This is a genomic window from Streptomyces albipurpureus (assembly GCF_023701525.1).
Classification (GTDB): Bacteria; Actinomycetota; Actinomycetes; order Streptomycetales; family Streptomycetaceae; genus Streptomyces; species Streptomyces albipurpureus.
This window is the reverse complement of sequence record NZ_JAMQAW010000029.1, coordinates 80,297-104,519: the sequence shown is the minus strand read 5'-3', so window position 1 is coordinate 104,519 and position 24,223 is coordinate 80,297. Positions and strand designations below refer to the sequence as shown.

Below are 24,223 nucleotides of genomic sequence, written 5' to 3'. Positions count from 1 at the left end.
GGGTGTCAGTCCTCGGAAGGCGCGCTCGGCAGCCGTGACTGGATCAGGTCCATCACGGAGGAGTCGGTGAGCGTGGTGACATCGCCCATCTGACGGTTCTCGGCGACATCGCGCAGGAGCCGTCGCATGATCTTTCCGGAGCGGGTCTTGGGTAGCTCCGCGACGGGCAGGACTCGCTTGGGCTTGGCGATCGGGCCGAGGGTCTTGCCGACGTGGTTGCGCAGGTCCGCCACCAGGCTCTCGTCCTCGGACGCGGTGCCGCGCAGGATCACGAACGCGACGATCGCCTGCCCGGTGGTCTCGTCCGCGGCACCGACGACGGCGGCTTCGGCGACCTTGGGGTGCGAGACGAGCGCGGACTCGACCTCGGTGGTGGAGATGTTGTGGCCGGAAACCAGCATCACATCGTCGACTCGGCCGAGCAGCCAGATATCGCCGTCGTCGTCCTTCTTGGCGCCGTCGCCCGCGAAGTACTTACCCTCGAAACGCGACCAGTAGGTGTCGATGAACCGCTGGTCATCGCCCCAGATGGTGCGCAGCATCGACGGCCACGGCTCGGTGAGCACCAGATAGCCGCCGCCCCCGTCGGGGACCTCGTTGGCGTCGTCGTCGACGACGGTCGCGGCGATACCCGGCAGCGCGCGCTGGGCGGAGCCGGGCTTGGTCTCGGTGACGCCCGGCAGCGGCGAGATCATCATGGCGCCGGTCTCGGTCTGCCACCAGGTGTCCACGATGGGGGTACTACCGCCGCCGATGTGCTCGCGGTACCAGATCCAGGCCTCCGGGTTGATCGGCTCACCGACCGAACCGAGGATGCGCAGACTGGAGAGGTCGAACTTCGCGGGGATGTCATCGCCCCACTTCATGAACGTACGGATCGCGGTGGGCGCGGTGTAGAGGATCGTGACCCCGTACTTCTGGATGACCTCCCAGAACCGGCCCTGGTGCGGGGTGTCGGGCGTGCCCTCGTACATGACCTGCGTAGCGCCGTTGGCCAGGGGCCCGTACACGATGTACGAGTGGCCGGTCACCCAGCCGATGTCCGCCGTACACCAGTAGACGTCCGTCTCCGGCTTGAGGTCGAAGACGGCGTGGTGGGTGTACGCGGCCTGGGTCAGATAGCCGCCCGAGGTGTGCAGGATGCCCTTCGGCTTACCCGTGGTGCCCGAGGTGTAGAGGATGAAGAGCGGGTGCTCCGCGTCGAAGGCCTCGGGGGTGTGTTCGGCGGACTGGCGCGCGACGATGTCGTGCCACCAGACGTCACGGCCCTCGGTGACGGCGGTGTCCTGGCCGGTACGGCGGACCACCAGCACCTTCTCCACCTGGGGGCACTTGGCGACGGCGTCGTCGATGGCGGGCTTGAGCGCCATCGGCTTGCCGCGGCGGTAGCCGCCATCGGCGGTGATCACCAGCTTGGCGTCGGCGTCCTGGATGCGGGAGGCGACGGCGTCGGCGGAGAAACCACCGAAGACCACGGAGTGGGCGGCGCCGATCCGGGCGCAGGCCAGCATCGCCACCGCGGCCTCGGGGATCATCGGCAGATAGACGGCGACCCGGTCGCCCTTCCGCACCCCCAGCTCGATCAGGGCGTTCGCGGCGCGCGAGACCTCGTCCTTGAGTTCCGCGTAGGTGACGGCGCGGCTGTCACCGGGCTCGCCCTCGAAGTGGATCGCCACGCGGTCGCCGTTTCCGGCCTCGACATGGCGGTCCACGCAGTTGAACGCGACGTTGAGCTTGCCGTCCGCGAACCACTTCGCGAAGGGCGGGTTGCTCCAGTCGAGCGTCTCGGTCGGCTCGGTGGCCCACGTGAGCCTCCGCGCCTGCTCGGCCCAGAAGCCAAGCCTGTCAGCCTCGGCCTGCTCGTACGCCTCCGCTGTCACGTTGGCGTTCGCGGCCAGCTCGGCCGGCGGCGCGAACCGCCGCTCTTCTTTGAGAAGATTTGCCAGGCTCTCGTTGCTCACGACATCTCCCTTTCCCAGGGCGTCCTCATATGCGTATGTGTCCGAGCCCATAGCTCACCAGGCCGGAGGGTCGGGTGACAAGAGCCTTCCAGAAATTGGTTTAGACCTTTTGAATCTCCCTTGATGCTATGAGGCGGCCCCTCCTTCCCGGGCGGCGGGAAGGAGGGGCCATACGGTTGCACGGATGGGGCTCGAAGTCGGTTCAGACAATACTCCGGTTGGCTGATTCCGCTACGAATGGCCGATCTGTCGGGTGCCCGGCCCTCGGGCCCTTGTCCCCTCCGGGACTTTTGAGCCCTCCTTGCTCCGGGGCTGGCTTCCGGATGGCCCGGCCGGACGCGGTACCGGTGCGCCGGTGCGAAGTAAGCACAGCGCGATCCCGAGCTCAGCAGCCAGGTGACCGTCAGATCTCAGGCCTGTACCTTCACCAGCGCCGATGAGGCGGGAGCAACCCGGGTGAACACCGCGTCAAAGGTGTGTTCATCGCTGCTGGCCAGTAGGTACGCCTGCGCCTCGCCCCCATGGAAGTACATCCCGTGGAGCTCCAGAGTGCCCTCGGCGAGTCGCCGAGCGACCGAGTCATGGGCTCGTAGGTGATCCAGCTGTTGCACCACATTGGTGAGACACAACTGCTCAATGGCATCGGTAGGCAGCCTTCCTGCGATCCGCGCCCAGGAACGGTGCCGGCTCCTCATCCGCTCCAGGCTCGGCCTGCCATGCCTGAGCCAACGCTTCCAGGGCGTCTGAGCCCCTCCGGGAGGGGTGGTCAACAGCGCCTCCATGGCGCTGCAACCGGAATGCCCGCAAATGGTGATCGAGCCCACTTGCAGTACGTCGACCGCGTACTCGATCGCCGCCGCCACCGAGTCGTCCCTGTTCTCGGCGCCCGGCAGGGGAACCAGATTGCCCATATTGCGCACGGTGAAGAGATCACCCGGACCGCTGGCCGTGATCATGCTGGTGACCAGCCGGGAGTCGGAGCAGGTGAGGAAGAGCTGCGACGGCCGCTGCCCCTCCCGCTCCAGCCGGGCCAGTTCATCCCGGACCAGGGGAGCCGTGTCGCGCTGGAACGAACTCAGCCCATCGGCCAGTTGATGGGTGTCGGTGCGTTGGACCCGATCCTCGCAGTGGTGGTTGCGCCAGGGAGTCCAGGGGCGGCAGCAGCCATGGGTCTCCGACGCCGGCTCGCTGATCCGGCCACCGGCCCGGCCGGTGAACTCCACGGTCCCGCCCTGCCTCACATGGGACGACTGCCAGTCGTGCAGCGCCTCATACGCCGCATGGTCCATAAAGGACCCATCCAACTCAACGACGCACTGCGCACCCGCCGGTACATGGTTCAGTGCCCTGCTCAACCGGGGGACGGCCAGAAAGGTGAGCTGACCGCGGACCCGCACCCGATGGATGCCCTCGTGTTCCTCCTCGGTGATCCGGGTCCGGGTCAGCCGATGCAGCGCAACCGCGACGGCCACGGCCACGCCGATGACCACACCCTCCAAAACCCCGGTCAGAACCACGGAGGCCAAGGTCACGGCGTACACGAGCATCTCGCGGTTCCGCCGTACGGTGCGCATGTGGGTGATGCTCACCATCTGGACGCCGACCACCATCACCAGTGCGGCAAGCGCTGCCAGCGGGATCAGATCGAGCACGGGCACCAGCAGAAGGGCCGCGAGGACGATCCACAGCCCGTGCAGCATCGTGGAGTGGCGGCTTACCGCACCCGCCGACACATTGGCCGAACTCCGCACGGCCACACCGGTGATGGGCAGACCGCCCAGCGCCCCGGAGACCACATTGGCCGCGCCCTGGCCGGCCAGCTCCCGATCGAGATCGGCGCGGGGGATGCGAATGTCGGGCTCCTTGCGCCCGGCCAGCAACTTGTCGACGGCGACCGCCGACAGCAGTGACTCGACGCTGCCCACCAGGGTGATGGTGAGGACGGCGGCGATGACCCCGAGCACCGGCCCATCGGGCAGCGCGGGGAGGGCATGGCTGCTCCATGACGGCAGGTCGACGCGCGGGAGATGGAGCGCTGCCACCACGGCCAAGGTGGTCGCGGCCCCGACCGCGGCGAGTGCGGCCGGGATCGTCCGTACGATCCGGCCCGCGGCGCCCGGGATCCTGGGCCAGGCCAGCACCACGGCGACGGTGAGAGCGCTGACGGAGATGGCGGCCGGTTGGAGCTGCGCCAGCTGGGCGGGGAGCGCCCGCACATTGTCGATCGCCGAGCTCTGCGGCGTACCGCCGAGCACGATGTGGAGCTGCGCGAGGGCGATGGTGACGCCGATGCCCGCGAGCATTCCGTGCACGATCGCCGGGCTCACCGCGAGGGCCGAGCGGGCCACGCGCAGTGCTGCCAGTCCGAGTTGTGCGAATCCCGCCAGCACGGTGATGGCGCAGGTGACCCGCCAGCCGTACTGCTGGATCAGATCAGCGGTCACGACCGTCAGCCCTGCCGCGGGCCCGCTGACCTGAAGCGGGGCGCCGCCGAATCGGCCGGCGACGATGCCGCCGACCGCGGCGGCCACCAGCCCGGCCTGGAGGGGCGCGCCGGTGGCGAGGGCGATGCCGAGGGAGAGCGGCAGCGCGATGAGGAAGACGGCGACTGACGCCGACAGGTCGGATCCCGCGATACGGAAACGGGATTGGCCTCCGCCCGATGGGGGACCGTCGCCGCGGGTCTGTCGCGGCTTATGGCCCTTTCGGGTTTTACGAGGCAGTTCATCGGTGCGGGTGGGGACGCAGGCGGACATGGTTCCCGTCTCCTCCGGGGCAGCGCGGTCGCGGAATGTGGGGACGCGGCCGTGGGTCACGGCGTAAAAGCGGCGGGAGCTCAACTTTCAGTAAATTGATCGTAATGCAGAGTAAAGACTCAGGCATGAATTTAGGCGCAAATAGGGCATTCTTTCACCCGTTTCAGTGATTAGTGCGCTTAATGCGGCCCGGCGCGAACCTCCTTACACCCCCTCGGTGCGACTTTGTCGGCCATCGATACCGGTCGGAAAAACACAAAGTCATATGAAATGAGGTGGGTGGATGAAGGCCGCCGTACAGAGGGTCGCCATGGGCGCAGCCATCACGGCGCTGATGGCAACGGTCGCGGGCTGCTCAGGAGGTGGAGAGGACGACCAGCAGGAAGGCGCGCCCGGTGCCAAGAAGGCGGCAGCCCCCAAAGTCGCGCCCCGGCTCATCGGCGACGGCTCCACCGCGTTCACCGGGGCCCAGCCGGATCAGCTCAAGCCGCAGCGTCTGAAGCCGGGTCAGCAGCCGCCGCAGTTCGTCGTGTTCTCCTGGGACGGCGCCGGTGAGGACAGCCAGAAGCTCTTCTCCCATTTCCGCAAGGTCGGCAAGAAGTACGACGCGACCATGACCTACTTCCTCAGTGGTGTGTATCTGCTGCCCGAGGAGAAGGCGAGTCTCTACCTTCCGCCACAACACTCCGCCGGCCGCTCGGACATCGGCTTCAATGACAAGGAGGGCATCCGGGACACCGTGCGCGAGCTGCGCGGCGCCTGGCAGGAGGGCAACGAGGTCGGCACCCACTTCAACGGTCACTTCTGTGGTGCGGACGGCGGTGTGGGCACTTGGTCCGTCGACGAGTGGAAGAACGAGCTCAGCCAGGCCAAGTCCTTTGTGAAGAACTGGAAGACCAACTCCGGTCTCACCCGGGAGCAGCCGCTGCCGTTCGACTACGACAAGGAACTGATCGGAGCCCGCACACCGTGTCTTGAGGGCCGTAGGAACTTTGTACGCGCCGCCAGCGAGCTCGGTCTGCGCTATGACACCAGTGGTGTCAACGACCAGATCTGGCCGGAGAAGGAACTCAACGTCTGGGACCTCTCCCTCCAACTGGTGCCGGTCCCCGGTCGGGACTTCGAGACCCTGTCCATGGACTACAACTTCATGGTCAACCAGTCCGGGACGGTCAAGGGCGACCCGGCCTCCCACACCTACTGGGGCAACCAGATGCGAGACGGTCTGGTGCAGGCGTTCGACCGTGCCTACCAGGGCAACCGGGCGCCGTTGATCATCGGCAACCACTTCGAATCCTGGAACGGCGGCACCTATATGCGTGCCATCGAGGACACGATCGCCACGGTGTGCGTGAAGAAGGACGTCAAGTGCGTCTCGTTCAAGCAGCTCGCCGACTGGCTCGACGCCCAGGACCCGAAGGCCCTGGCGAAGCTGCGCACCCTCAAGGTGGGAGAGGCGCCGAAGAGCGGCTGGGCAACATTCCTCGCCGCCCAGCCCTCGAAACCGGTCGGAAAGCCGGCCAAGCCCGTCGTTCCGGCCGGAAAGCCGGCCGGGGACGCCGCTGCGGATGACTCGCACGCCGGGAAGGCGGCGCAAGCCGTCGCCGAATCGGAAGTCAGGCAGGAAGAGGAGCGCTGACTTCAGCCGCCAGCTCTCCCAGCACAAAGGCGGGGTCGACCTGGGCCGCTAGGTCGACCCCCGTCTTGGCATTGCCCCAACTTTCCGCGTTCTTCAGATGGAAGTGGACCATCTGGCGCGTGTACCGCTCCCAGTCACGCTCCTCGTATGAGTCGTCAGCGGCGTTCTGCAGGGCCTGGAGCGACATGCGGTTGTCCGCCTCCAGGAGTTCGAAGGGCCCTGGCCGGCCCTTCTCCATCGCCCGCACCCAGTCGGAGTGGCCCACCGTGATCAGTAGGTCATCGCCCACCTCCGCACGGAGGAAGTCCACGTCATCGGGGCCCTGGACCTTGTTGCCCACGACCTTGAGGGAGATGCCGAAGTCGTGTGCGTACTCCTTGTACTGGCGGTAGACCGACACGCCCTTGCGGGTCGGTTCGGCGACCAGGAAGGTCATGTCGAAGCGCGTGAACATCCCGGAGGCAAAGGAGTCCGATCCGGCGGTCATATCCACGACCACATACTCATCCGGCCCATCGACCAGGTGGTTCAGACACAGCTCCACCGCACCGACCTTGGAGTGGTAGCAGGCCACGCCGAGGTCCGACTCGGCGAAGGGGCCGGTGGCCATCAGCCGGATATCACCGTCGTCGAGCGTGACCGTACGGGCGCAGGCGTCATAGACCGGGTTGTCCTCGTGGACCCTCAGCAGTCGCGATCCCTCTCCCGGAGGTGTGGTTTTGATCATGGTCTCGGCCGAGGCGATGCGGGGGTTGGAGCCGCGCAGATACTCCTTGATCAGCGGCAGATGGGCGCCCATGGCGGGTAGCTCGGCCGTCTGCGCCTCATCGAGGCCGAGGGCTGCCCCCAGGTGCTGGTTGATATCGGCGTCCACCGCGACGACCGGTGCTTCGTTGGCGGCCAGATGACGGATGAAGAGCGAGGACAGCGTGGTCTTACCGCTGCCGCCCTTCCCTACGAAAGCGATCTTCATGTTCACCTAGGGTAGTGGCATGATCCCGCGGTGTTGTCATGCTGGGTGAAGAAGACCACTCCAAGGTGGGGTACGGCCTGTGGGCGCGTAGCCTCGCTGGCTATGAGCATGAATGCTTCGTCTGCCTCAAACGCCTCATCTGGCGCTTCTGCCTTGCCTGACCGTCTTGCCTCACCCGATGCTTCTGCCTCGATTGGTCAGTCCGGCCCCGCTGGTGCTCCTGGTGGGCCTGGTGGGCCTGGTGCGCCGCCTTTCGTTCCCGTGCCGGGTTCGCTGGCCGGCGCTGTTCCTTCCGGCGCCAGCCAGCTCTCCGGCCGCGGTGATTCCCCTGGAGGCGGGGGCTCCACCGGCCCAGGGAGTCGCCTTGGCGATGGATCGGGGTCTGGAGCGCGAGAGCGGGCAGGAGTGGGGCCGGGGCCCTCGGCGTCGCCGTCGGGTGCTTCTGCTTCGGCGGGTGCATCAGGGGATGATCCGCTGGCTGCCCTTGTATCGCTGCCGGGCGTCGCCGAATCCGTCGACGCCATGCGCAAGGCCGTTGACCGCGCCTACGGGCACCGGGTCATGCGACGGCGGAGCCACGAGGTGACCTCGGAGGCAGCGCTGCGCGGAGCCCGTGGCTCCGCGGCGCTGGCCGGAGCGGATTGGGCACTGGAGGAGGTACGCAGGCGCACGGACTTCAGTGGTGATCCCGAGGCTCGTACGGTCGGGGCGGCCCTGAGGCTGACCGCTGAGGCGGGTCAACTTCTGTCCGTCTGGCGGCAATCACCACTGCGGGTACTGGCGAGGCTCCATTTGGTCGCTGCGGGAAGCGCCGCGGAGGGGGCGTCCGTAGGGCGACCACGGCTGGCCGGCGAGTCAGTGGACGAGCCCTTGATCGAAGCGCCGCTGCCGAGTGCTGACGAGGTCGCCGGGCGGCTGGACGGCTTGAATCGCTTGATCATTGCGGGATCCTCCGCGCCGGCGCTGGTGACCGCCGCCGTGGTGCATGGCGAACTGCTGGCGCTACGCCCCTTCGGCTCGGACAACGGGCTGGTGGCCCGTGCTGCCGAACGGATCGTTCTGATCGGCAGCGGGCTTGATCCCAAGTCCATCTGCCCCGCGGAGGTCGGTCATGCCGAGCAGGGGCGAACCGCCTACCGCGCGGCCTTCGAGGGGTATCTCGCTGGTACGTCGGAGGGCATGGCTTCCTGGATCGCGCACTGCGGGCGTGCGGTGGAGCTGGGTGTCAGGGAGTCGACCGCGGTCTGCGAGGCACTGCAGCGGGGGGCGGCCTAACGGCGGTCCCGTGGCCTGGGTGGGGCAGCGACTGCGTCGGGCGCGGTGCGTCGGTCCCGGTGGAGCGATACCTCAAACCAGTCCTATTCGGGCCATCCATTAACAACGGGGCGAGGGCGCCGAAGTTGTTGTCGTGCGCCCGCCAGGGGAATCCAGCACGATAACTCTGAGTGGGCTGTCGGGTGGGTGGGGTTGACGGCATGCGTTGTCGGCACGCCCCTAAAACGGTTCTTCCGCGGGGATACGGCTCAAGGATCCGCGGGGGATACGGCTCCAGAAGAGGAATGCGGCGGTACCGGAATTGGTACCGCCGCTGGCATGTCCACCGGGTTACCAAGCGTCCTCGAAGATGTGCCCATCAGGTCGGGAACTTCTGCCCGTCACCTGGTGCGGCTGGCCCGTATTCGACGGGTCGACGTCGCGTGGGTACCCGGTTTTCATGCTTCGGTCCGTGGGGCCTTTATGCGTTTCTAGGTGATCCTCTCGGATGTCCTTGGTCTCGCGGGCCGTTGACTCCTTTGTACTCCGAGGGGAGGGTAAGCGGAACCCCTTGCCTCAGTTCTTTACTTTTAGCTTCAAATACGGGCAAGGCGGTGGGCTATTCCCTCCATGGCCCCGGCAGCGGCCTGGGCCGCTGCGCTTCGGCGCCTACTGGCGTACCAGACGAGTCCGGCGGTGGCCGCTGCCGCGCCCACCGCTGCTGCTGCCACCAGGGCGGGGCGGGGCGGCATGGAGAACGCGGGCAGTCGCTGCTTCAGTCGGACTGGCCGGTTGAAGACCAGAATCGGCCAGTCCCGTGCGGACGCTTCACGGCGCAGCCCCCGGTCCGGGTTGACCGCATAGGGGTGGCCGACGGACTCCAGCATCGGTACATCGGTGATGGAGTCGCTGTAGGCGTAGCAGCGGGAGAGGTCATATCCCTCTGAGTCGGCGAGTTCCTTGATGGCCTCGGCTTTGGTCGGCCCGTAGGCGTAGTACTCCACTTCGCCCGTGAAGCACCCGTCCTCGCCGACCACCATCCGGGTGGCCACCACCCGATCGGCGCCGAGGAGCTCGCCGATGGGTTCCACTACCTCGGCGCCCGAGGTGGAGACGATCACCACGTCTCGACCGGCTGTGTGGTGTTCCTCAATGAGCGAGGCGGCCTCGTCGTAAATGATGGGGTCGATGAGATCGTGGAGAGTTTCGGCGACGATCTCCTTCACCTGCTGGACGTTCCAGCCTTTGCACAGGGCGGAGAGGTACTCCCGCATCCCCTCCATCTGATCGTGGTCAGCACCGCCCGCGAGAAAGACGAACTGGGCATAGGCGGTGCGTAGTACGGCCCGCCGGTTGATCAGGCCGCCTTGGTAGAAGGACTTGCTGAAGGTCAGTGTCGAGGACTTCGCAATGACCGTCTTGTCCAGGTCAAAGAACGCAGCTGCGCGAGGCAAGGAGTGGTTTTCCACGAGCAGAGCATAGGTGCCCGCCATTCGGCGTACGCCCGGGCGTGTGGGTTTGCCTGAGAAGGCTCTCGGGTACACCATGGAAGTCACGGATCGTTCGCGACCGTGCTAACCCGGTCCGGCTCCTCCCCCCCCGAGTCGGCCGGAGAGACGACCCCCGCTCTCCCCCCCGGCGGGGGTCGTCGCATGTCCGGGCGGGTTTTCCTCTCGCTGTGAGATCAACTTCGATCGCTTGCCCCTCTCCCGGGTCCGGTCGCGCGCAGCCGCCTACCACTCTGCATAGTCACTTTGTGTAGTGGAAGGGGTGCGGGCTTGGAGTCACTGGTATGGACTACGGGGTTATTCACAAGCGCCTGGTTGTCCACAGCTTTTAAGCAAGATCCACACGAATTTTCTGTGTGCCCCACCGTGATTCCAGCCGCGTAGTTCGGCGGACAACAGGAATCACCGATCCCGTTGGGAAGCGGGATCGAAGTAGGCAGGGGGTGGAGCGTGGCTGGATCTATCACATCGAAGTCGGGCCCAGTCGTCGAAGGGCGATCCGATGGGCCGCTGATCGTGACGGAAGACATGGATCTGCTGGACGATCTGCTGCGATTGTGTGCCGCGGCCGGAGTCGAGCCCGATGTACATCACTCGGTCCCGGAGCGAAGGGGAAGTTGGGAGTCCGCTCCCCTGGTGCTCGTCGGCGACGACGCGGCCGGACGCTGCCGTGGAGCCGTTCGCCGGCGAGGCGTTCTGCTCGTCGGGCGCGACCAGGACGATCCCGACGTCTGGCGACTGGCCGTGGAGATCGGGGCTGACAGCGTGCTGCGCCTACCCGGTGGCGAAGGCTGGCTCGTGGATCGCATCGCTGATGTGACCGAGGGGGGCACGGCGCCCGCGCTGACGGTCGGAGTCATCGGCGGCCGAGGCGGGGCCGGAGCGTCGACGCTCTCTTGCGCCCTCGCGGTCACGGCCGCCCGGATCGGCCAACGCACCATGCTCATCGACGGTGATCCGCTGGGTGGAGGGATCGATGTACTGCTCGGCGGCGAGCGTACAGAGGGATTGCGGTGGCCTGATTTCGCCGGTTCCAAGGGGCGGGTAGCGGGCGGCGCCTTGGAGGAATCGCTGCCCGAACTGCATCAGTTGCGTGTGCTCAGTTGGGACCGAGGCGATTCGGTCGTCGTTCCACCAGAGGCCATGCGCTCGGTGTTGGCCGCTGCGCGCAGGCGCGGCGGCGTGGTCATTGTCGATCTGCCGCGCCGGGTGGACGAAGGAGTTGCCGAGGCGCTCGCCCAGCTCGATCTCGGGCTGTTGGTCGTACCCGGCGAACTGAGGGCGATCGCCGCGGCCAATCGGGTGGCATCGGTGGTCGGCATGGTGCTTCAGGATCTACGGGTGGTTGCCCGGGGCCCGTTCACCGCGGGGTTGGACGAGCAGTGGGTGGCCGCATCGTTGGGGCTGCCTCTCGCCGGCGAACTGCCCTGCGAACCGAGCCTGCTGACCGATCAGGACCAAGGCGCCCCACCCGGAGGGTCACACGGTCCGCTGTCCCGGTTCTGCACGGCCTTCTGGGACCGGGCGCTGACGAAGGACGTCGCCTCATGAGCGCCGGTCTGCTCGACGCCGTACGCCAGCGACTGGCGGAGAGTGGCGCCGAGCCCACCCCCGCACGGGTCGCTGCGGCCCTGCGGGCCCAGGGACGGCTGCTGGGGGACGCTGAAGTGCTCGGCGGTACGGAGTCCCTGCGGTGCGAACTGGTGGGCACCGGACCGTTGGAGCCGCTGCTCGCCGATCCGGCCGTGACGGATGTGCTGGTCTCCGCGCCTGACCGGGTCTGGGTCGATCGAGGCCGCGGACTGGAACTGACCGATGTGACATTCACCGACGCGGCATCAGTGCGCAGACTGGCGCAGCGACTGGCGGCGGTAGCGGAGCGACGGCTGGACGACGCCCGGCCCTGGGTGGATGCCCGGCTGCCGGACGGGACACGGATGCACGCGGTGATCCCTCCGGTGGCGGTCGGTTCCACCTGCCTATCGCTGAGGGTGGTCCGGCCGCGGGCCTTCTCCATGGATGAGCTGATCGACGCGGGGACGCTTCCGCCCGGAGGGGACCGGGTGCTGCGGGCGCTCATCGAAGCCCGGCTGTCCTTTCTGATCAGCGGAGGCACGGGCACTGGCAAGACCACGCTCCTGTCGAGCTTGCTGGGGCTGGTGGGTGACCGCGAGCGGTTGGTGCTCGCCGAGGACTCGGGGGAGCTCCGGCCGGAGCATCCGCATGTGGTTCGACTGGAGTCGCGCACGGCGAATCAGGAAGGGGCGGGCCTGGTCACGCTGCGGGATCTGGTGCGACAGGCGCTACGGATGAGACCGGACCGTCTGGTCGTCGGGGAAGTGAGAGGGCCTGAGGTCACCGAACTGCTCGCCGCTTTGAACACGGGGCATGAGGGCGGCTGCGGGACGGTCCACGCGAATGCGGCCTCCGACGTCCCGGCCAGGCTGGAGGCGCTGGGGACATCGGCGGGTCTCGATCGGGCCGCACTTCACAGTCAGTTGGCGGCGGCGCTCTCCGTCGTGATTCATCTCGCCAGGGATCGGACCGGCCATCGGCGCCTTGCCGAGGTGCATGTGCTGGAACGCGACGCGGGGGGATTCGTCAAGACAGTGCCAGCGCTGCGCTGGCACTCCACGGGCTTCGCTCTGGAGCGAGGCTGGCCCCTGCTGCGCTCCCGTATGGGGGGTGCGACATGAGCCCCCTGACGTCGGCGACGGCGACAGCCCTATGTGCGGGAGCCATGGTGTGGCTGGTGGTCGGCCAAGACCCCAGGGTGACCCGGGCGAGAGTCCTGCTGGCCGAGGGTGGCGTACTCGACCCACCCCCACGCTGGTCTTGGGCGCGGCTGTGGCCCCAAGCGCGCGGTGACCTACGCCGTCGCCGTGAGTGGCTGTGTCTCCCGGTGGGTCTGTTGCTCGCCGTGGCGGGTGAGTCGGTCCTGCCGCTGCTCGCCGCGGCCGTGGCGACTCCTCTGGTGCGGCGGTGGTCGCGGGCTCGTGAGATGAGCCGTCAGCAGGATCTGCGCGCTGATGGAGTGATTGCCTTCTGCGCAGCTGTGGCCGGCGAGCTGCGGGCCGGGCTGCAACCGGGGCAGGCACTGCTGTCGGTGGCCCGGAGCACCGGCGCACTCGGGGCCGCGGAGGCCTCGGTGACGGCGGCGGCCAGGTTCGGCGGGGATGTGCCTGCTGAGCTGCGAGTGGCGGCACAGGAGCCAGGCGCCGGTGGACTGGCCGGAGTCGCTGCCTGCTGGCGGGTCGCCGTGGAAGGAGGCTCCGGCCTTGCCGCGGGCCTCGATCGGCTGGAGGCCGCCCTTCGAGCCGAGCGGGACCAGCGGGCCGACCTAAGAGCCCATCTGGCCGGAGTGCGCGCGACGATTGGGCTGCTTGCGCTGCTGCCCCTGGTGGGACTGGCGATGGGCTGGGCGCTGGGTGCCGATCCCCTGCGTGTGTTGCTGCATTCCCCGGCGGGTCTGCTCTGCCTGCTGATCGGGGGCGTTCTGGAAGTTGCCGGGGTCTGCTGGGCCGGGCGGATCGTGCGGAAAGGGCTGCCCGCGTTACCTGGAGACAGCACATGAGCGCCGATTCGCTTCACACCTTGGGGGCGGTGGTGTGCGCGCTGGCCGCCGCGGTGGTCTTGAGCGCCGCTGTGTCCGTACGCCACCGTCAGCGCGCGATACGACGAGCCGAGCGGTTGTTGGGGCGGGAACGAGTCCGCCCGCGGTGGAATGCGGAAGAGAAAGCGGTCCGGGCAAGGATCTGGGCGCCTCCAGCGGTGGCGGCGATCGCCGGTTGGGTTTTGGTCGAAGGATTCCTCGGTGGCACGTTCGGCTTGGCGGCGGCCTACGGCGTCCGGCGCTGGCAGCGGGCTCGTCCCCCGGCGCTGATGGGGGCCGAGGGGGAAGCTGATCACCAGCTTCCTCTTGCTGGGGACCTCCTTGCGGCCTGTGTCGCAGCCGGAGCGGGACCTCGTGAGGCGGCTGAGGCGGTCGGGGATGCCTTACGCGGCCCCGTCGGAGAGCGGTTGGCACGGGCCGCGGCCGAACTGCGGCTCGGTGGCGAGCCGGCCGTGGCCTGGGGCTGGCTCGCCCAGACACCGGGCGCCACCGAGCTGGCCCGCTGTCTGGAGCGGGCTGACGCTACGGGCGCTCCCGCGGGGGAGGCGGTGGCACGGGTGGCCGAGCGCCTGCGAGCGGACCGGGCGCGCATAGCGGCGACTCGGGGACATCGGGCGCAGGTGCTGATCACAGCCCCCGTGGGGCTGTGTTTTCTTCCGGCCTTCCTGGCGGTTGGTGTCGCCCCGGTCGTCGTCGGCCTGGCGGGCGGGCTTCTGCAAGGCAATTGAACGGAGAGATCTCAGGGGGTTGAGATGGGGAAAACGGTACGACGACGGCTGCGTTGGCTCGGGCGCGAAGCGAGGCTCAGGTTTCGGCGAAGCAAGGTCCTCAAGGACAGCGGGATGACCACATCCGAGTACGCGATGGGAACGATCGCCGCCTGCGCCTTCGCCGCCGTTCTCTACAAGATCGTCACTAGCGGAGCTGTCTCAGGGGCTTTGGAGTCGCTGATCGGAAAGGCGCTCAATGCGCAGTTCTGAGCCGTCTGGGGCGGGGCTGGAGCGGGGTTCGGTGACGGCGGAGGCCGCGGTGGCGGTGCCCGCGCTGGTGATCTTCGTGCTCTCGCTGGTGTGGGCACTCATGGCCGCGGCTGCGCAGATTCAGTGTGTGGACGCGGCCCGGGCGGGGGCTCGCGCGGCCGCCCGCTCCGAGCCAGCCGCCACGATGCTCGCCGTCGCCCGCTCGGCAGCACCGGAGGGCGCCCGGGTGACGCTGCATCGGGAGGGGGAGCTCTGGCGGGTACGGGTGGAAGCGGCCGCACCGGGCCCGGGCGGCTTGGGGTTGACCCTGAGGGCTGAGGCTGTGGCCCATGCGGAGGACGTGCTGGCCCACGCCGGATCCGAGCGAGCCGGTGCGCGGGGGGCGTCGCCATGACGGCGTATCGGCAGTGTTCTCACGAACCGGCGGAGAAGCGCGGCAACGCTCGGGATCGTGGTTCGGCGACCGTCTGGACGGCTATGGCGGCGACCACGCTGTGCGTGGTGTTCGCGGCGGTCCTGGCGATGGGGCAGGCGGTGGTGGCCCGTCACCGGGCTGCTTCCGCAGCTGACTTGGCCGTTCTCGCCGCCGCGGCGCAGGCGCTGCTCGGGCCGGAAGCCGCCTGTGCAAGGGCGTCCGAGGTGGCACGGGCACAGGGCGCGGGATTGGTTCGGTGCGCGGTGCGGGGCGAGATCGCTGAGGTGACGGCCGGCGTCCGTTTCGGGCCGTTCAGGCCTGAGGTCAGAGCTCGGGCCGGGCCGCCGGAGACCCTAGGACCCTGGGGAAACGCTGACAGGGCCGGCACCAGTGGCAGGTCGCGGTCGTCGCCGCAGAGCCTGGAGCCCGTGGGGAAGCCTGCGGACTCCCAGGGCGGGCTGGTTGCGGAGGGAAGAACGACCCGCCATCCAGGGGAAACGCCCTGCCCTCACATGGTTTGGAGATCATCCAATGCCACGGTTCCGCAACTGTTGACGGGCTTGCAGAAGCCGATTGCGCGGCCTCCTGCTGTCAGCGGCGCGGGCCACTTGGGCTGTCGAGTCGATCAGCCCTCTCCGGATTGCCCGGTTGGGGTACTCCCGCTGTCCGGAAGGCCAGGGGTGTCCAGGCCGTCTGGGTTCCCAGCGCGATCCGCGGGGATTCCGGTATCCGGATCTCTCGGATGGCCGCTGGCATCTGAGTCGGGGCTGTCGGGGCTGTCGGGGGAGTCGGGGGGTGCTGGGAGTGCTGGAGAGCGCGGGGTGCTCTGTGGGGCTTCGGATGAAGGCGAAGGCGTGGAAGCCGGGGGTGGCCCGCCGGCTCCTGGGCCTCTCCCGGCCGTAGCCGCCCGCTCTGGGCCCACGGCCGCAGTCGAGCCCCCTGGCGTCCCTGATGCCTGCTCCCGGCCCGTAGGCGCGCCTTTGAGGAGTTCGGTGAGCAGTCGGACGGCGCCCCGCTTATGGAGCGGCTCATTGCCGTTGCCGCACTTGGGCGACTGGATACACGACGGGCAGCCCGCCTCGCACTCGCAGACGGCGATCGCCTCACGGGTCGCGGTCAGCCACTCACGCGCAGTGTGGAAGGCCCGTTCGGCGAAGCCCGCCCCGCCCGGGTGGCCGTCGTACACGAAGACCGTCGGCAGCAGGGTGTCCGGGTGCAGCGGCACGGAGACCCCGCCGATGTCCCACCGGTCGCAGGTCGCGAAAAGCGGAAGCATCCCGATGGAAGCGTGCTCGGCGGCGTGCAGGGCTCCGCCCAACTGCTCCGGGTTCACCCGGGCAGCGTCCAACTGATCCTCGGTGACGGTCCACCACACCGCCCGGGTTCGCAGGGTGCGCGGCGGCAAATCCAGCTTGGTCTCGCCGAGCACCTCACCGGTGATCAGTTTGCGGCGAAGGAAGGAGACGACCTGGTTGGTCACCTCGACGGAGCCGAAGCAGAGGCTCCCGTCTCCCCAGGGGAGTTCCGTGTCCGTGGTGAGGATGGTGATGGCCGTCGTATCGCGCGCCGTGGTGGAGTACGGCGGGCTGGCTTCCTCCACCAGGGCGACAGGGCCATGCGGATCGTCCAGGTCCAGTTGCCGCACCAGATAGCTGCGCCCCTGGTGGAGGTGGACCGCTCCGTCATGGACGCTCGTGTGGGCTGCCGACTCCTCCACCGTGCCCAGCAGTCGGCCGGTGGCGGCCTCCACGATCTGGACCGGACGGCCGCCCTCGCCCCGGATGTCGGTGAGGTCAACGGCCCGCTCCCGCCGGGTCCAGTGCCAGCCCGTGGAACGGCGGCGCAGCAGTTGGGCGGCTTCGAGTTGGGGCATCAGAGCAGCGGCCCCCGGACCGAACAGCTCAAGATCGGCTTCGGTGAGCGGGAGTTCGGCGGCTGCCGCACATAGATGGGGGGCGAGGACATAGGGGTTGTCGGGGTCCAGAACCGTTGATTCCACCGGTTGTTGGAAGAGCGCTTCGGGGTGGTGGACGAGAAAGGTGTCCAGCGGGTCGTCCCGTGCCACGAGCACGGCCAGGGCTCCCTCGCCGGCCCGCCCGGCGCGGCCGGCCTGCTGCCACAGGGACGCCCGCGTCCCGGGGTAGCCGGCGATCAGGACAGCCTCAAGACCGGAGACATCCACCCCCAGCTCCAAGGCGGTGGTGGCGGCCAGACCAAGCAGTTCACCCGAGTGCAGGGCCCGCTCCAGGGCCCGGCGCTCCTCGGGAAGGTAACCACCCCGATAGGCGGCGACCCGCTGGGGCAACGACCGGTCGACTTCCGCCAAGCGCTCCTTGGTGATGACGGAGATCAGTTCGGCACCCCGGCGGGACCGAACGAACGCCACCGTGCGGACCCCCTGCACGGTCAGATCGGTGAGGAGGTCGGCGGTCTCGGCCGTGGCCGTACGTCGTACTGGAGCGCCCTTCTCGCCCTGGAGTTCGGTCAGCGGGGGCTCCCAGAGAGCGAAGACGAGCTCACCGCGAGGTGATGCGTCGTCGGAGACCTCCCGCACCGGAACTCCAGTGAGCCGTCCGGCGGCCACCGACGGCTCTGCCGCCGTCGCTGAGGCGAGCAGGAAGACGGGGTCGGCACCGTAGCGGGCGCATATCCGGCGCAGACGGCGCAGCACCTGGGCGACGTGGGAGCCGAAGACACCCCGGTAGGTGTGGCACTCGTCGATGACGACGTAGCGCAGGGCGCGCAGGAAGGAGGACCAGCGTGGATGCGAGGGCAGGATGCCGCGGTGGAGCATGTCCGGGTTGGTGAGGACATAGGTCGCGTACTGCCGAACCCATTCGCGTTCCTCTACGGGCGTATCGCCGTCGTAGACCGCTGGACGGACCCGATTGCCCAGCGGCGCCGCCAGTTCCTTCACGGCCCTGCACTGGTCCGCGGCGAGTGCTTTGGTCGGCGCGAGATAGAGCGTGGTGGCCCCACGTCCATTCGGGGCCTCAGAGCCGTCCAGGAGGGTGGTGAGGACCGGCGCCAGATAGGAAAGCGACTTGCCTGACGCCGTTCCGGTGGCGATGACCACCGACTCTCCGTCCAGGGCGTGCTCGGCGGCAATCGCCTGGTGGGCCCAGGGATGGTCGATGCCCGCCTGGTGAATGGCGTTGATCACTTCCGGCCGGATGCGGTCGGGCCAGAGGGCATGGCGTCCCGGTCGCGGGGGCAAGTGCTCCGTATGAGTGATGCGCGCAGCCCGGCCCGCCCCTGCGGTGAGCCGGTCAAGGATCGCACCGGGGGAGGGGCGGGTTTCCCCGCTCTCGGGTGGTCGACTGGGACGGAAATTCTTGGCCATCGGCACCGAGTGTGTCACTGGCGTGACGGACAATGGTCCCAAGGCGTCGTGCATGGCTGCTGGTAAGTGATTGAATGCCATCGCGGCTGGCGACCGTCCTCCGGCTCCGCCGGGGAGACCTAATTGGGGGCGGCCGCTCGATAGCAAGGTGCTGGAGGATCCGTGGACCTGTCCCTGTCGACTCGCAATGTGTCTGGGCCTGCAGGCGACCGTACGGTCGTCGAGGTCGGTGGCGAGATTGATGTGTATACCGCGCCCAAGCTGCGCGAGCAGTTGGTCGAGTTGGTGAACGATGGCAGCTACCACCTAGTTGTCGACATGGAGGGCGTTGACTTCCTCGACTCCACTGGGCTCGGTGTGCTGGTGGGCGGCCTGAAGCGCGTCCGCGCGCATGAAGGGTCGCTGCGCCTGGTCTGCAACCAGGAGCGCATTCTCAAGATTTTCCGGATTACGGGCCTGACCAAGGTGTTCCCTATTCACACCACGGTCGACGAAGCCGTCGCGGCCACCGACTGATGTCGGACGGAGGCCCCGGTCTGATACGGCCGGAGCCTCCGGGAAGCGCTGGAAGAACAGAGGGGTACCGGGCATCCAGCCCGGGCCCCTGAGATGCACGCCCGTACGTCCGAGGGGGATCGCATGGCGACCGTCGAACTTCGCTTTAGCGCCCAGCCTGAGCACGTCAGGACGGCCCGTCTGGTGGCCGCTGCCGTGGCGCGCCGGGCCGGGGTCGACGAAGCCGTACTGGACGAGGTCCGCCTCGCGGTCGGTGAAGCGTGCAGCAGGGCTGTGGGGCTGCACCGAAGCCATGGGGTGACGGCGCCCATCCGAGTCGAGCTGACCGATGAGGAGAAAACGTTCTCCATCGAGGTCGGGGACGAGGTCCCCGTTCTGGGTGACAACGGTTCCCATGCCTCCGGCGCTGCTCGCAGCGTCGAAGACGATGCGGATGGTGAGGATGAGATGGGCCTCGCGGTCATCAAGGGCCTCGTCGACGATATGGAGGTCAGCTCCACCGATGTGGGTGGTCTGATCCGAATGAGCTGGCCGACGGCTCCGGTCAGCGCCCTGCGCTGACCGCACGAGCTGGATTTCGTACGGCCTGACACGGGCCCGCTGGATCTGGAGCGACCCCTTCGGTCGCTCTGGTGAGCAGCGCGGCCCATTTGGCATGTCCCGTTTGGGTGACCCATGCTCCGCCTTCGCGCCCTCTGTGGCACCCCTTTAGGGGCTGGGGGCGCCTCTGGCACGCGGTCTCGCTGTTTGTGGCTCTCGCTGCCTGAGGGAGCTCCGCCGGCCGGGAGAGAGGCCGGGAGAGAGGCCCGGGGGGATCGGGAGGTAGGGAACGCGGGCGTCACGCAGCCTTGGGCCCGAGCAAACGGCTGGTTGCCTGGGGCCAGGCAGACGGCCGGCTACCGTCCGCTCTCCCATTCGCGGGCTTCCCTTGGTACCCGGTGATGCCTTCCGGCTCGCCCCTTTCGTGTATGCCGCTCGTCAGCTGGCACAAGATCACTGGGACGCGGGCGAAGCCTTGCCCCTCTCCCGTATGGGGCCCGCCGAACGGCCTCCCGGCTCCGTCCCCGGATCTCCCGGCGGGAGCGGTTCCCGAATGCCTCCCGGCTCTCCCGGGCGATAGCGATGACCTTGCCCAGCGTGGTGGATGAGCTTCCACACGACCGCGGCACCCCGGCCGGTATCCCGCAGACACCCCTCGCCTACGCCCCGTCATCCATCTGGCCGCAGGTAGGCCCGCCGACTTTCGTCGACCGGGGAGCGAAGGGGTGGTCAAAACCATCCATCCATGGGTGGTAGTCGACATAACCGAGTGGATGTAAACCGTGCGCACCATGCGCAACACGCCGGTACAGACGTGCACTGGCAGCCATCCTCGGTAGTTGTTTGGCCGCCAGTCTCTCGACGTCACGCGATACCGGAGGGACATCGACAGGCGTTGGGGAGATTCTTGGTTTGGCCCCTGGTCGAAGGTGTTGAGCTGCGCATTTTTCGATTTCTGTAGATCGTTTACCAGGTGTCAACACCTTTGCCCCATTACTCCATTCGAAGTATTTTTCAGAACTCGATCATTTGATGACTGGCAAGGGAAGGTCAATCGAATTTGCCGCGCCCTGTTTTGATCGGGTTCCGCTCCCTACAATCCGTCCATCTTGAGCTCTGGACGACGTCAAGGAGGACGAATGGCGGGGCTCTACACCTCAGAACTGGCCGATCACCCCACTTCTCTCGCAGCTGCGGTACTCACGGATGACAATCGCCTGATCATTTTTGTCATTGCTGCCGTGGCGCTGGCAGCGCTTGTCGTTGCCCAACTGCTGGTGCGCCAGGTGCTGGCGGCCGGCGAGGGCACCGATTCCATGAAGGAGATCGCGGCAGCGGTCCAGGAAGGCGCAAACGCCTATCTGGCCCGGCAGTTGCGCACGCTCGGCATCTTCGCCGTCGTGGTGTTCTTTCTCCTCCTGCTCCTACCGGCCGACAACTGGTCGCAGCGTGCAGGGCGTTCACTGTTCTTCCTGGTGGGCGCGCTTTTCTCGGCGGCCACCGGGTACATCGGGATGCGCCTTGCCGTAAGGGCGAATGTGCGCGTGGCGGCAGCCGCGCGTGAAGCGACACCCGCGGAGGGCGAACCCGAAAAGGATCTCACCGCCGTCGCGCACAAAGCCATGAAGATCGCTTTCCGTACGGGCGGCGTAGTCGGAATGTTCACGGTGGGCCTCGGTCTTCTCGGGGCCTCCTGTGTCGTTCTCGTCTACGCGGCCGACGCACCCAAGGTGCTGGAGGGCTTTGGCCTCGGCGCCGCGCTGATCGCGATGTTTATGCGAGTCGGTGGTGGCATCTTCACCAAGGCCGCCGACGTGGGTGCCGACCTTGTCGGCAAGGTTGAACAGGGCATCCCCGAAGATGATCCCCGTAACGCCGCCACCATCGCCGACAATGTGGGCGACAACGTCGGCGACTGCGCGGGAATGGCGGCGGACCTCTTTGAGTCGTACGCGGTCACCCTCGTCGCGGCGCTCATCCTCGGTACGGCGGCCTTCGGTGACGCCGGACTCGCTTTCCCGCTGATCGTTCCGGCGATCGGCGTCCTTACCGCGATGATCGGAATCTTCGCGGTCGCTCCGCGTCGCTCTGACCGCAGCGGGATGACCGCGATCAACCGTGGATTCTTCATCTCCGCGGTGATCTCGCTCGTTCTCGTGGCGATCGCTGCCTTCGCCTACCTCCCGTCCTCATTCGCTGATTTGGAGGGTGTCACCGAGGCCGCGGTCAAGGCCCACGACGGGGACCCGCGGATCTTCGCGCTCATCGCCGTGGCCATCGGCATCGTGCTCGCGGCCCTGATCCAGCAGTTGACGGGGTACTTCACCGAGACCAACCGAAGGCCCGTCAGGGACATCGGTAAGTCATCGCTGACCGGCCCCGCCACGGTCGTACTGGCCGGAATCTCCATCGGACTGGAATCCGCCGTATACACCGCCCTCTTGATCGGTTTGGGCGTCTACGGGGCCTTCCTGCTCGGCGGCACTTCGATCATGCTGGCGCTCTTCGCGGTCGCGCTCGCCGGTACCGGACTGCTCACCACCGTCGGTGTCATCGTCGCCATGGACACCTTCGGACCGGTCTCCGACAACGCCCAGGGCATCGCCGAGATGTCGGGCGATGTTCAGGGTGCGGGTGCTCAGGTGCTCACCGACCTGGACGCCGTCGGCAACACCACCAAGGCCATCACCAAGGGAATCGCCATCGCCACCGCCGTACTGGCGGCTGCCGCGCTCTTCGGTTCGTACCGCGACGCCATCGCGACTGCGGCCAGGGACGTCGGAGAGAAGGTCGGCGACGGCGCTCCCATGAACCTCGTCATGGACATTTCGCAGCCCAACAATCTGGTGGGCCTGATCCTCGGCGCGGCGGTCGTCTTCCTCTTCTCCGGGCTCGCCATCAACGCGGTGTCCCGGTCGGCGGGGGCGGTGGTCTACGAGGTGCGGCGGCAGTTCCGTGAGCACCCCGGGATCATGGACTACACCGAGAAGCCGGAGTACGGGCGCGTCGTCGACATCTGCACCAAGGACGCGCTGCGGGAACTCGCCACGCCCGGCCTGCTGGCCGTACTCACCCCGATCGCGGTCGGATTCTCCCTGGGCGTCGGTGCACTCGGCGCGTTCCTCGCGGGGGCGATCGGTACGGGCACGCTCATGGCCGTATTCCTCGCCAACTCGGGGGGCGCCTGGGACAACGCCAAGAAACTCGTTGAGGACGGTCACCACGGCGGTAAGGGCAGCGAGGCCCACGCCGCGACCGTGATCGGCGATACGGTCGGCGACCCGTTCAAGGACACGGCAGGGCCGGCCATCAACCCGCTGTTGAAGGTGATGAACCTGGTCGCACTGCTGATCGCCCCGGCGGTGGTGCAGTTCAGCTACGGCGATGACGCCAGTGCCGGGATCAGGGCGCTGGTGGCGGTGGTCTCCGTGTTGATCATCGTCGGAGCCGTCTATGTCTCCAAGCGGCGCGGCATCGCCGTCGGGGACGACGAACCCAGCCCGATCGAACGCAAGTCAAAGACACCCGACCCCGCGGTGGTGTCGTGACGACCGTCTGATCGGTCCCGTCTCATACCGATACAGAGCGACTCAGAAACAGAACAGAGCCGACTTCAGAGCGACTCAAAGAGTGGGCGGACGATGCGTGGTGACGCTTCGTCCGCCCACTCCTGGGCTGCGTCAGTTTTGTGCCGTGAGCCTTCTCTCCCATGATGCATATGGCCCAATGCGGTATGAACCGGATGTGTGACGCACTACTGCCGGCTACATGGCGTGTATGTTCCGGGGCCGAGAGCCTTGGAAGGGACCAATCCGGTGAACAAGAAGCTTGCGGTCGCACTGTCCGGCGGTGCGGTGCTGGTACTGGCGCTGTCGGGTTGCAGCAGCGACGAGGACAAATTTACGGTCGACGACTGGGCCAAGAAGTACTGCGATGCGGCACAACCGCAGATCAAGAAGCGGGCCGAGGCGGAACAGCTGATCCGCTCCACCGCGTCGGACGGCAAGCCAGCAGACATCCAGACCGCCGACTCCAAGGCATTCCAGGACCTCTCGGACGCGGACAAGGGACACGCTGCGGCGCTGCGGGCCGCAGGAACGCCGCCCGTCGACGGTGGCGAAAAGCTGGTGAAGGACGCCGCCGCCGAGTTCGACGCCGAGTCCACGGCGTACCTCAACCTCAAGAAGCAGGTCGACGCGCTCGACATCCAGAACCAGCAGAACTTCGCGGACGGGCTGAAGCCGATCGCCGAGGGGCTGGCGAAGATCGAACAGAACCAGACCGCCCGGCAGAAGTTGCGGTCGGGGGAGACCGGTACGGCCATGGCGAAGCAGCCGGGTTGCAAGCCCGTGAAGCCGAGCCCCGCGGCCGGCTCGGTCACCTGAGCGACGACGGCCAGTCCCACAGCCCTCGGGTCGCAGCCTTCCACGAGAGTCCGGCTCGCGACCGCCTGGGCCACGGGCCGCCCGCATTCCCCATCGCCGCCGGAGACCGTCACCGGTGATCACCGCCGGAGCGATCTCCGGAACGGCTGCTGGGTGGAGAACGGCCGCTTGGGCGGAAACGGCGTGAACCGCCCGAGCAGGGCAGGTCTTGAGCGGCAGAGGCTTTGAGCGGCAGAGGCTTTGAGCGGCAGAGGCTTTGGGCGGAGACGCTTGAGCAACGGCCGCTTGAGCGCGCCCAGCTGAACAGTGGTCACCGCGCCGCGGCGGAAGGATTGGGCTG

The 24,223-nt window shown here is 67.6% G+C and carries 18 protein-coding genes and 1 pseudogene; 14 read left to right on the top strand and 5 right to left on the bottom strand.

Translation table 11 applies throughout. The features are described 5' to 3' along the window. Positions 1-5: 5 nt before the first annotated feature. Positions 6-1,961 (bottom strand): acetate--CoA ligase, encoded by a 1,956-nt coding sequence (acs, locus tag NBG84_RS23265; RefSeq protein ID WP_250921507.1) that lies wholly within the window; start codon positions 1,959-1,961, stop codon positions 6-8. A 410-nt stretch (positions 1,962-2,371) separates the two neighbouring features. Further along, entirely contained in the window at positions 2,372-4,717 is a 2,346-nt protein-coding gene (locus tag NBG84_RS23260; protein ID WP_250921506.1) for a bifunctional SulP family inorganic anion transporter/carbonic anhydrase, read from the bottom strand. A 283-nt stretch (positions 4,718-5,000) separates the two neighbouring features. Between NBG84_RS23260 and NBG84_RS23255 the strand changes: the two genes are divergently transcribed. Further along, complete coding sequence (locus NBG84_RS23255; protein WP_250921505.1) at positions 5,001-6,356, top strand: polysaccharide deacetylase family protein; 1,356 nt, start codon at positions 5,001-5,003, stop codon at positions 6,354-6,356. On the opposite strand, the gene NBG84_RS23250 is transcribed toward NBG84_RS23255, so the two are convergent. Further along, positions 6,334-7,329: an ATP-binding protein gene (locus NBG84_RS23250; protein WP_250921504.1), complete on the bottom strand. Its 996-nt coding sequence runs from the start codon at positions 7,327-7,329 to the stop codon at positions 6,334-6,336. The two genes, NBG84_RS23255 and NBG84_RS23250, sit on opposite strands and share 23 nt — an antisense overlap. Positions 7,330-7,367: 38 nt before the next feature. On the opposite strand from NBG84_RS23250, the gene NBG84_RS40750 reads away from it, so the two are divergent. Next, on the top strand, positions 7,368-7,490 hold the full coding sequence (locus tag NBG84_RS40750) for a hypothetical protein (RefSeq protein WP_285367458.1): 123 nt from the start codon (positions 7,368-7,370) through the stop codon (positions 7,488-7,490). 244 nt (positions 7,491-7,734) lie between these two features. Then, positions 7,735-8,604 (top strand): Fic family protein, encoded by an 870-nt coding sequence (locus NBG84_RS23245; RefSeq protein ID WP_425608684.1) that lies wholly within the window; start codon positions 7,735-7,737, stop codon positions 8,602-8,604. 575 nt (positions 8,605-9,179) lie between these two features. On the opposite strand, the gene NBG84_RS23240 is transcribed toward NBG84_RS23245, so the two are convergent. Beyond that, entirely contained in the window at positions 9,180-10,076 is an 897-nt protein-coding gene (locus NBG84_RS23240; RefSeq protein ID WP_250921503.1) for an HAD family hydrolase, read from the bottom strand. A gap of 465 nt (positions 10,077-10,541) precedes the next feature. On the opposite strand from NBG84_RS23240, the gene ssd reads away from it, so the two are divergent. The 7 genes and pseudogenes from ssd to NBG84_RS23205 form a co-directional block, all read left to right on the top strand. Continuing rightward, entirely contained in the window at positions 10,542-11,642 is a 1,101-nt protein-coding gene (gene ssd / locus NBG84_RS23235; RefSeq protein WP_250921502.1) for a septum site-determining protein Ssd, read from the top strand. Further along, a complete protein-coding gene (locus tag NBG84_RS23230) occupies positions 11,639-12,787 on the top strand; it encodes a TadA family conjugal transfer-associated ATPase (protein ID WP_250921501.1) in 1,149 nt (382 codons plus the stop codon). The genes ssd and NBG84_RS23230 overlap by 4 nt, the downstream gene beginning before the upstream one ends. Further along, positions 12,784-13,665, top strand: a complete 882-nt coding sequence (locus tag NBG84_RS23225) for a type II secretion system F family protein (protein ID WP_250921500.1) — start codon at positions 12,784-12,786, stop codon at positions 13,663-13,665. The genes NBG84_RS23230 and NBG84_RS23225 overlap by 4 nt, the downstream gene beginning before the upstream one ends. Further along, a complete protein-coding gene (locus NBG84_RS23220; RefSeq protein ID WP_250921499.1) occupies positions 13,662-14,432 on the top strand; it encodes a type II secretion system F family protein in 771 nt (256 codons plus the stop codon). The genes NBG84_RS23225 and NBG84_RS23220 overlap by 4 nt, the downstream gene beginning before the upstream one ends. 24 nt (positions 14,433-14,456) lie before the next feature. Then, complete coding sequence (locus tag NBG84_RS23215; protein ID WP_250921498.1) at positions 14,457-14,684, top strand: DUF4244 domain-containing protein; 228 nt, start codon at positions 14,457-14,459, stop codon at positions 14,682-14,684. Further along, positions 14,671-15,078 carry a TadE family type IV pilus minor pilin gene (locus tag NBG84_RS23210; protein WP_250921497.1) on the top strand — a complete coding sequence of 136 codons (408 nt, stop codon included), beginning with the start codon at positions 14,671-14,673 and terminating at the stop codon, positions 15,076-15,078. The genes NBG84_RS23215 and NBG84_RS23210 overlap by 14 nt, the downstream gene beginning before the upstream one ends. Next, a pseudogene (locus NBG84_RS23205) lies at positions 15,075-15,383 on the top strand (Rv3654c family TadE-like protein); the annotation flags it as partial. The gene NBG84_RS23210 and the pseudogene NBG84_RS23205, both read left to right, overlap by 4 nt. A gap of 341 nt (positions 15,384-15,724) precedes the next feature. On the opposite strand, the gene NBG84_RS23200 reads toward NBG84_RS23205, so the two are convergent. Beyond that, positions 15,725-18,523: a DEAD/DEAH box helicase gene (locus tag NBG84_RS23200; protein WP_250921496.1), complete on the bottom strand. Its 2,799-nt coding sequence runs from the start codon at positions 18,521-18,523 to the stop codon at positions 15,725-15,727. 81 nt (positions 18,524-18,604) lie between these two features. Between NBG84_RS23200 and NBG84_RS23195 the strand changes: the two genes are divergently transcribed. The 4 genes from NBG84_RS23195 to NBG84_RS23180 all read left to right on the top strand — a co-directional run bounded on the left by NBG84_RS23195 (position 18,605) and on the right by NBG84_RS23180 (position 23,883). Beyond that, on the top strand, positions 18,605-18,958 hold the full coding sequence (locus NBG84_RS23195) for an STAS domain-containing protein (RefSeq protein ID WP_250921495.1): 354 nt from the start codon (positions 18,605-18,607) through the stop codon (positions 18,956-18,958). A 123-nt stretch (positions 18,959-19,081) separates the two neighbouring features. Continuing rightward, on the top strand, positions 19,082-19,519 hold the full coding sequence (locus tag NBG84_RS23190; RefSeq protein WP_250921494.1) for an ATP-binding protein: 438 nt from the start codon (positions 19,082-19,084) through the stop codon (positions 19,517-19,519). A 1,118-nt stretch (positions 19,520-20,637) separates the two neighbouring features. Beyond that, positions 20,638-23,046, top strand: coding sequence for a sodium-translocating pyrophosphatase (locus NBG84_RS23185; protein WP_250921493.1), 2,409 nt, complete (start codon positions 20,638-20,640; stop codon positions 23,044-23,046). Between the two features lie 267 nt (positions 23,047-23,313). Next, positions 23,314-23,883, top strand: a complete 570-nt coding sequence (locus NBG84_RS23180) for a small secreted protein (protein ID WP_250921492.1) — start codon at positions 23,314-23,316, stop codon at positions 23,881-23,883. The last annotated feature ends 340 nt before the right edge of the window (positions 23,884-24,223 follow it).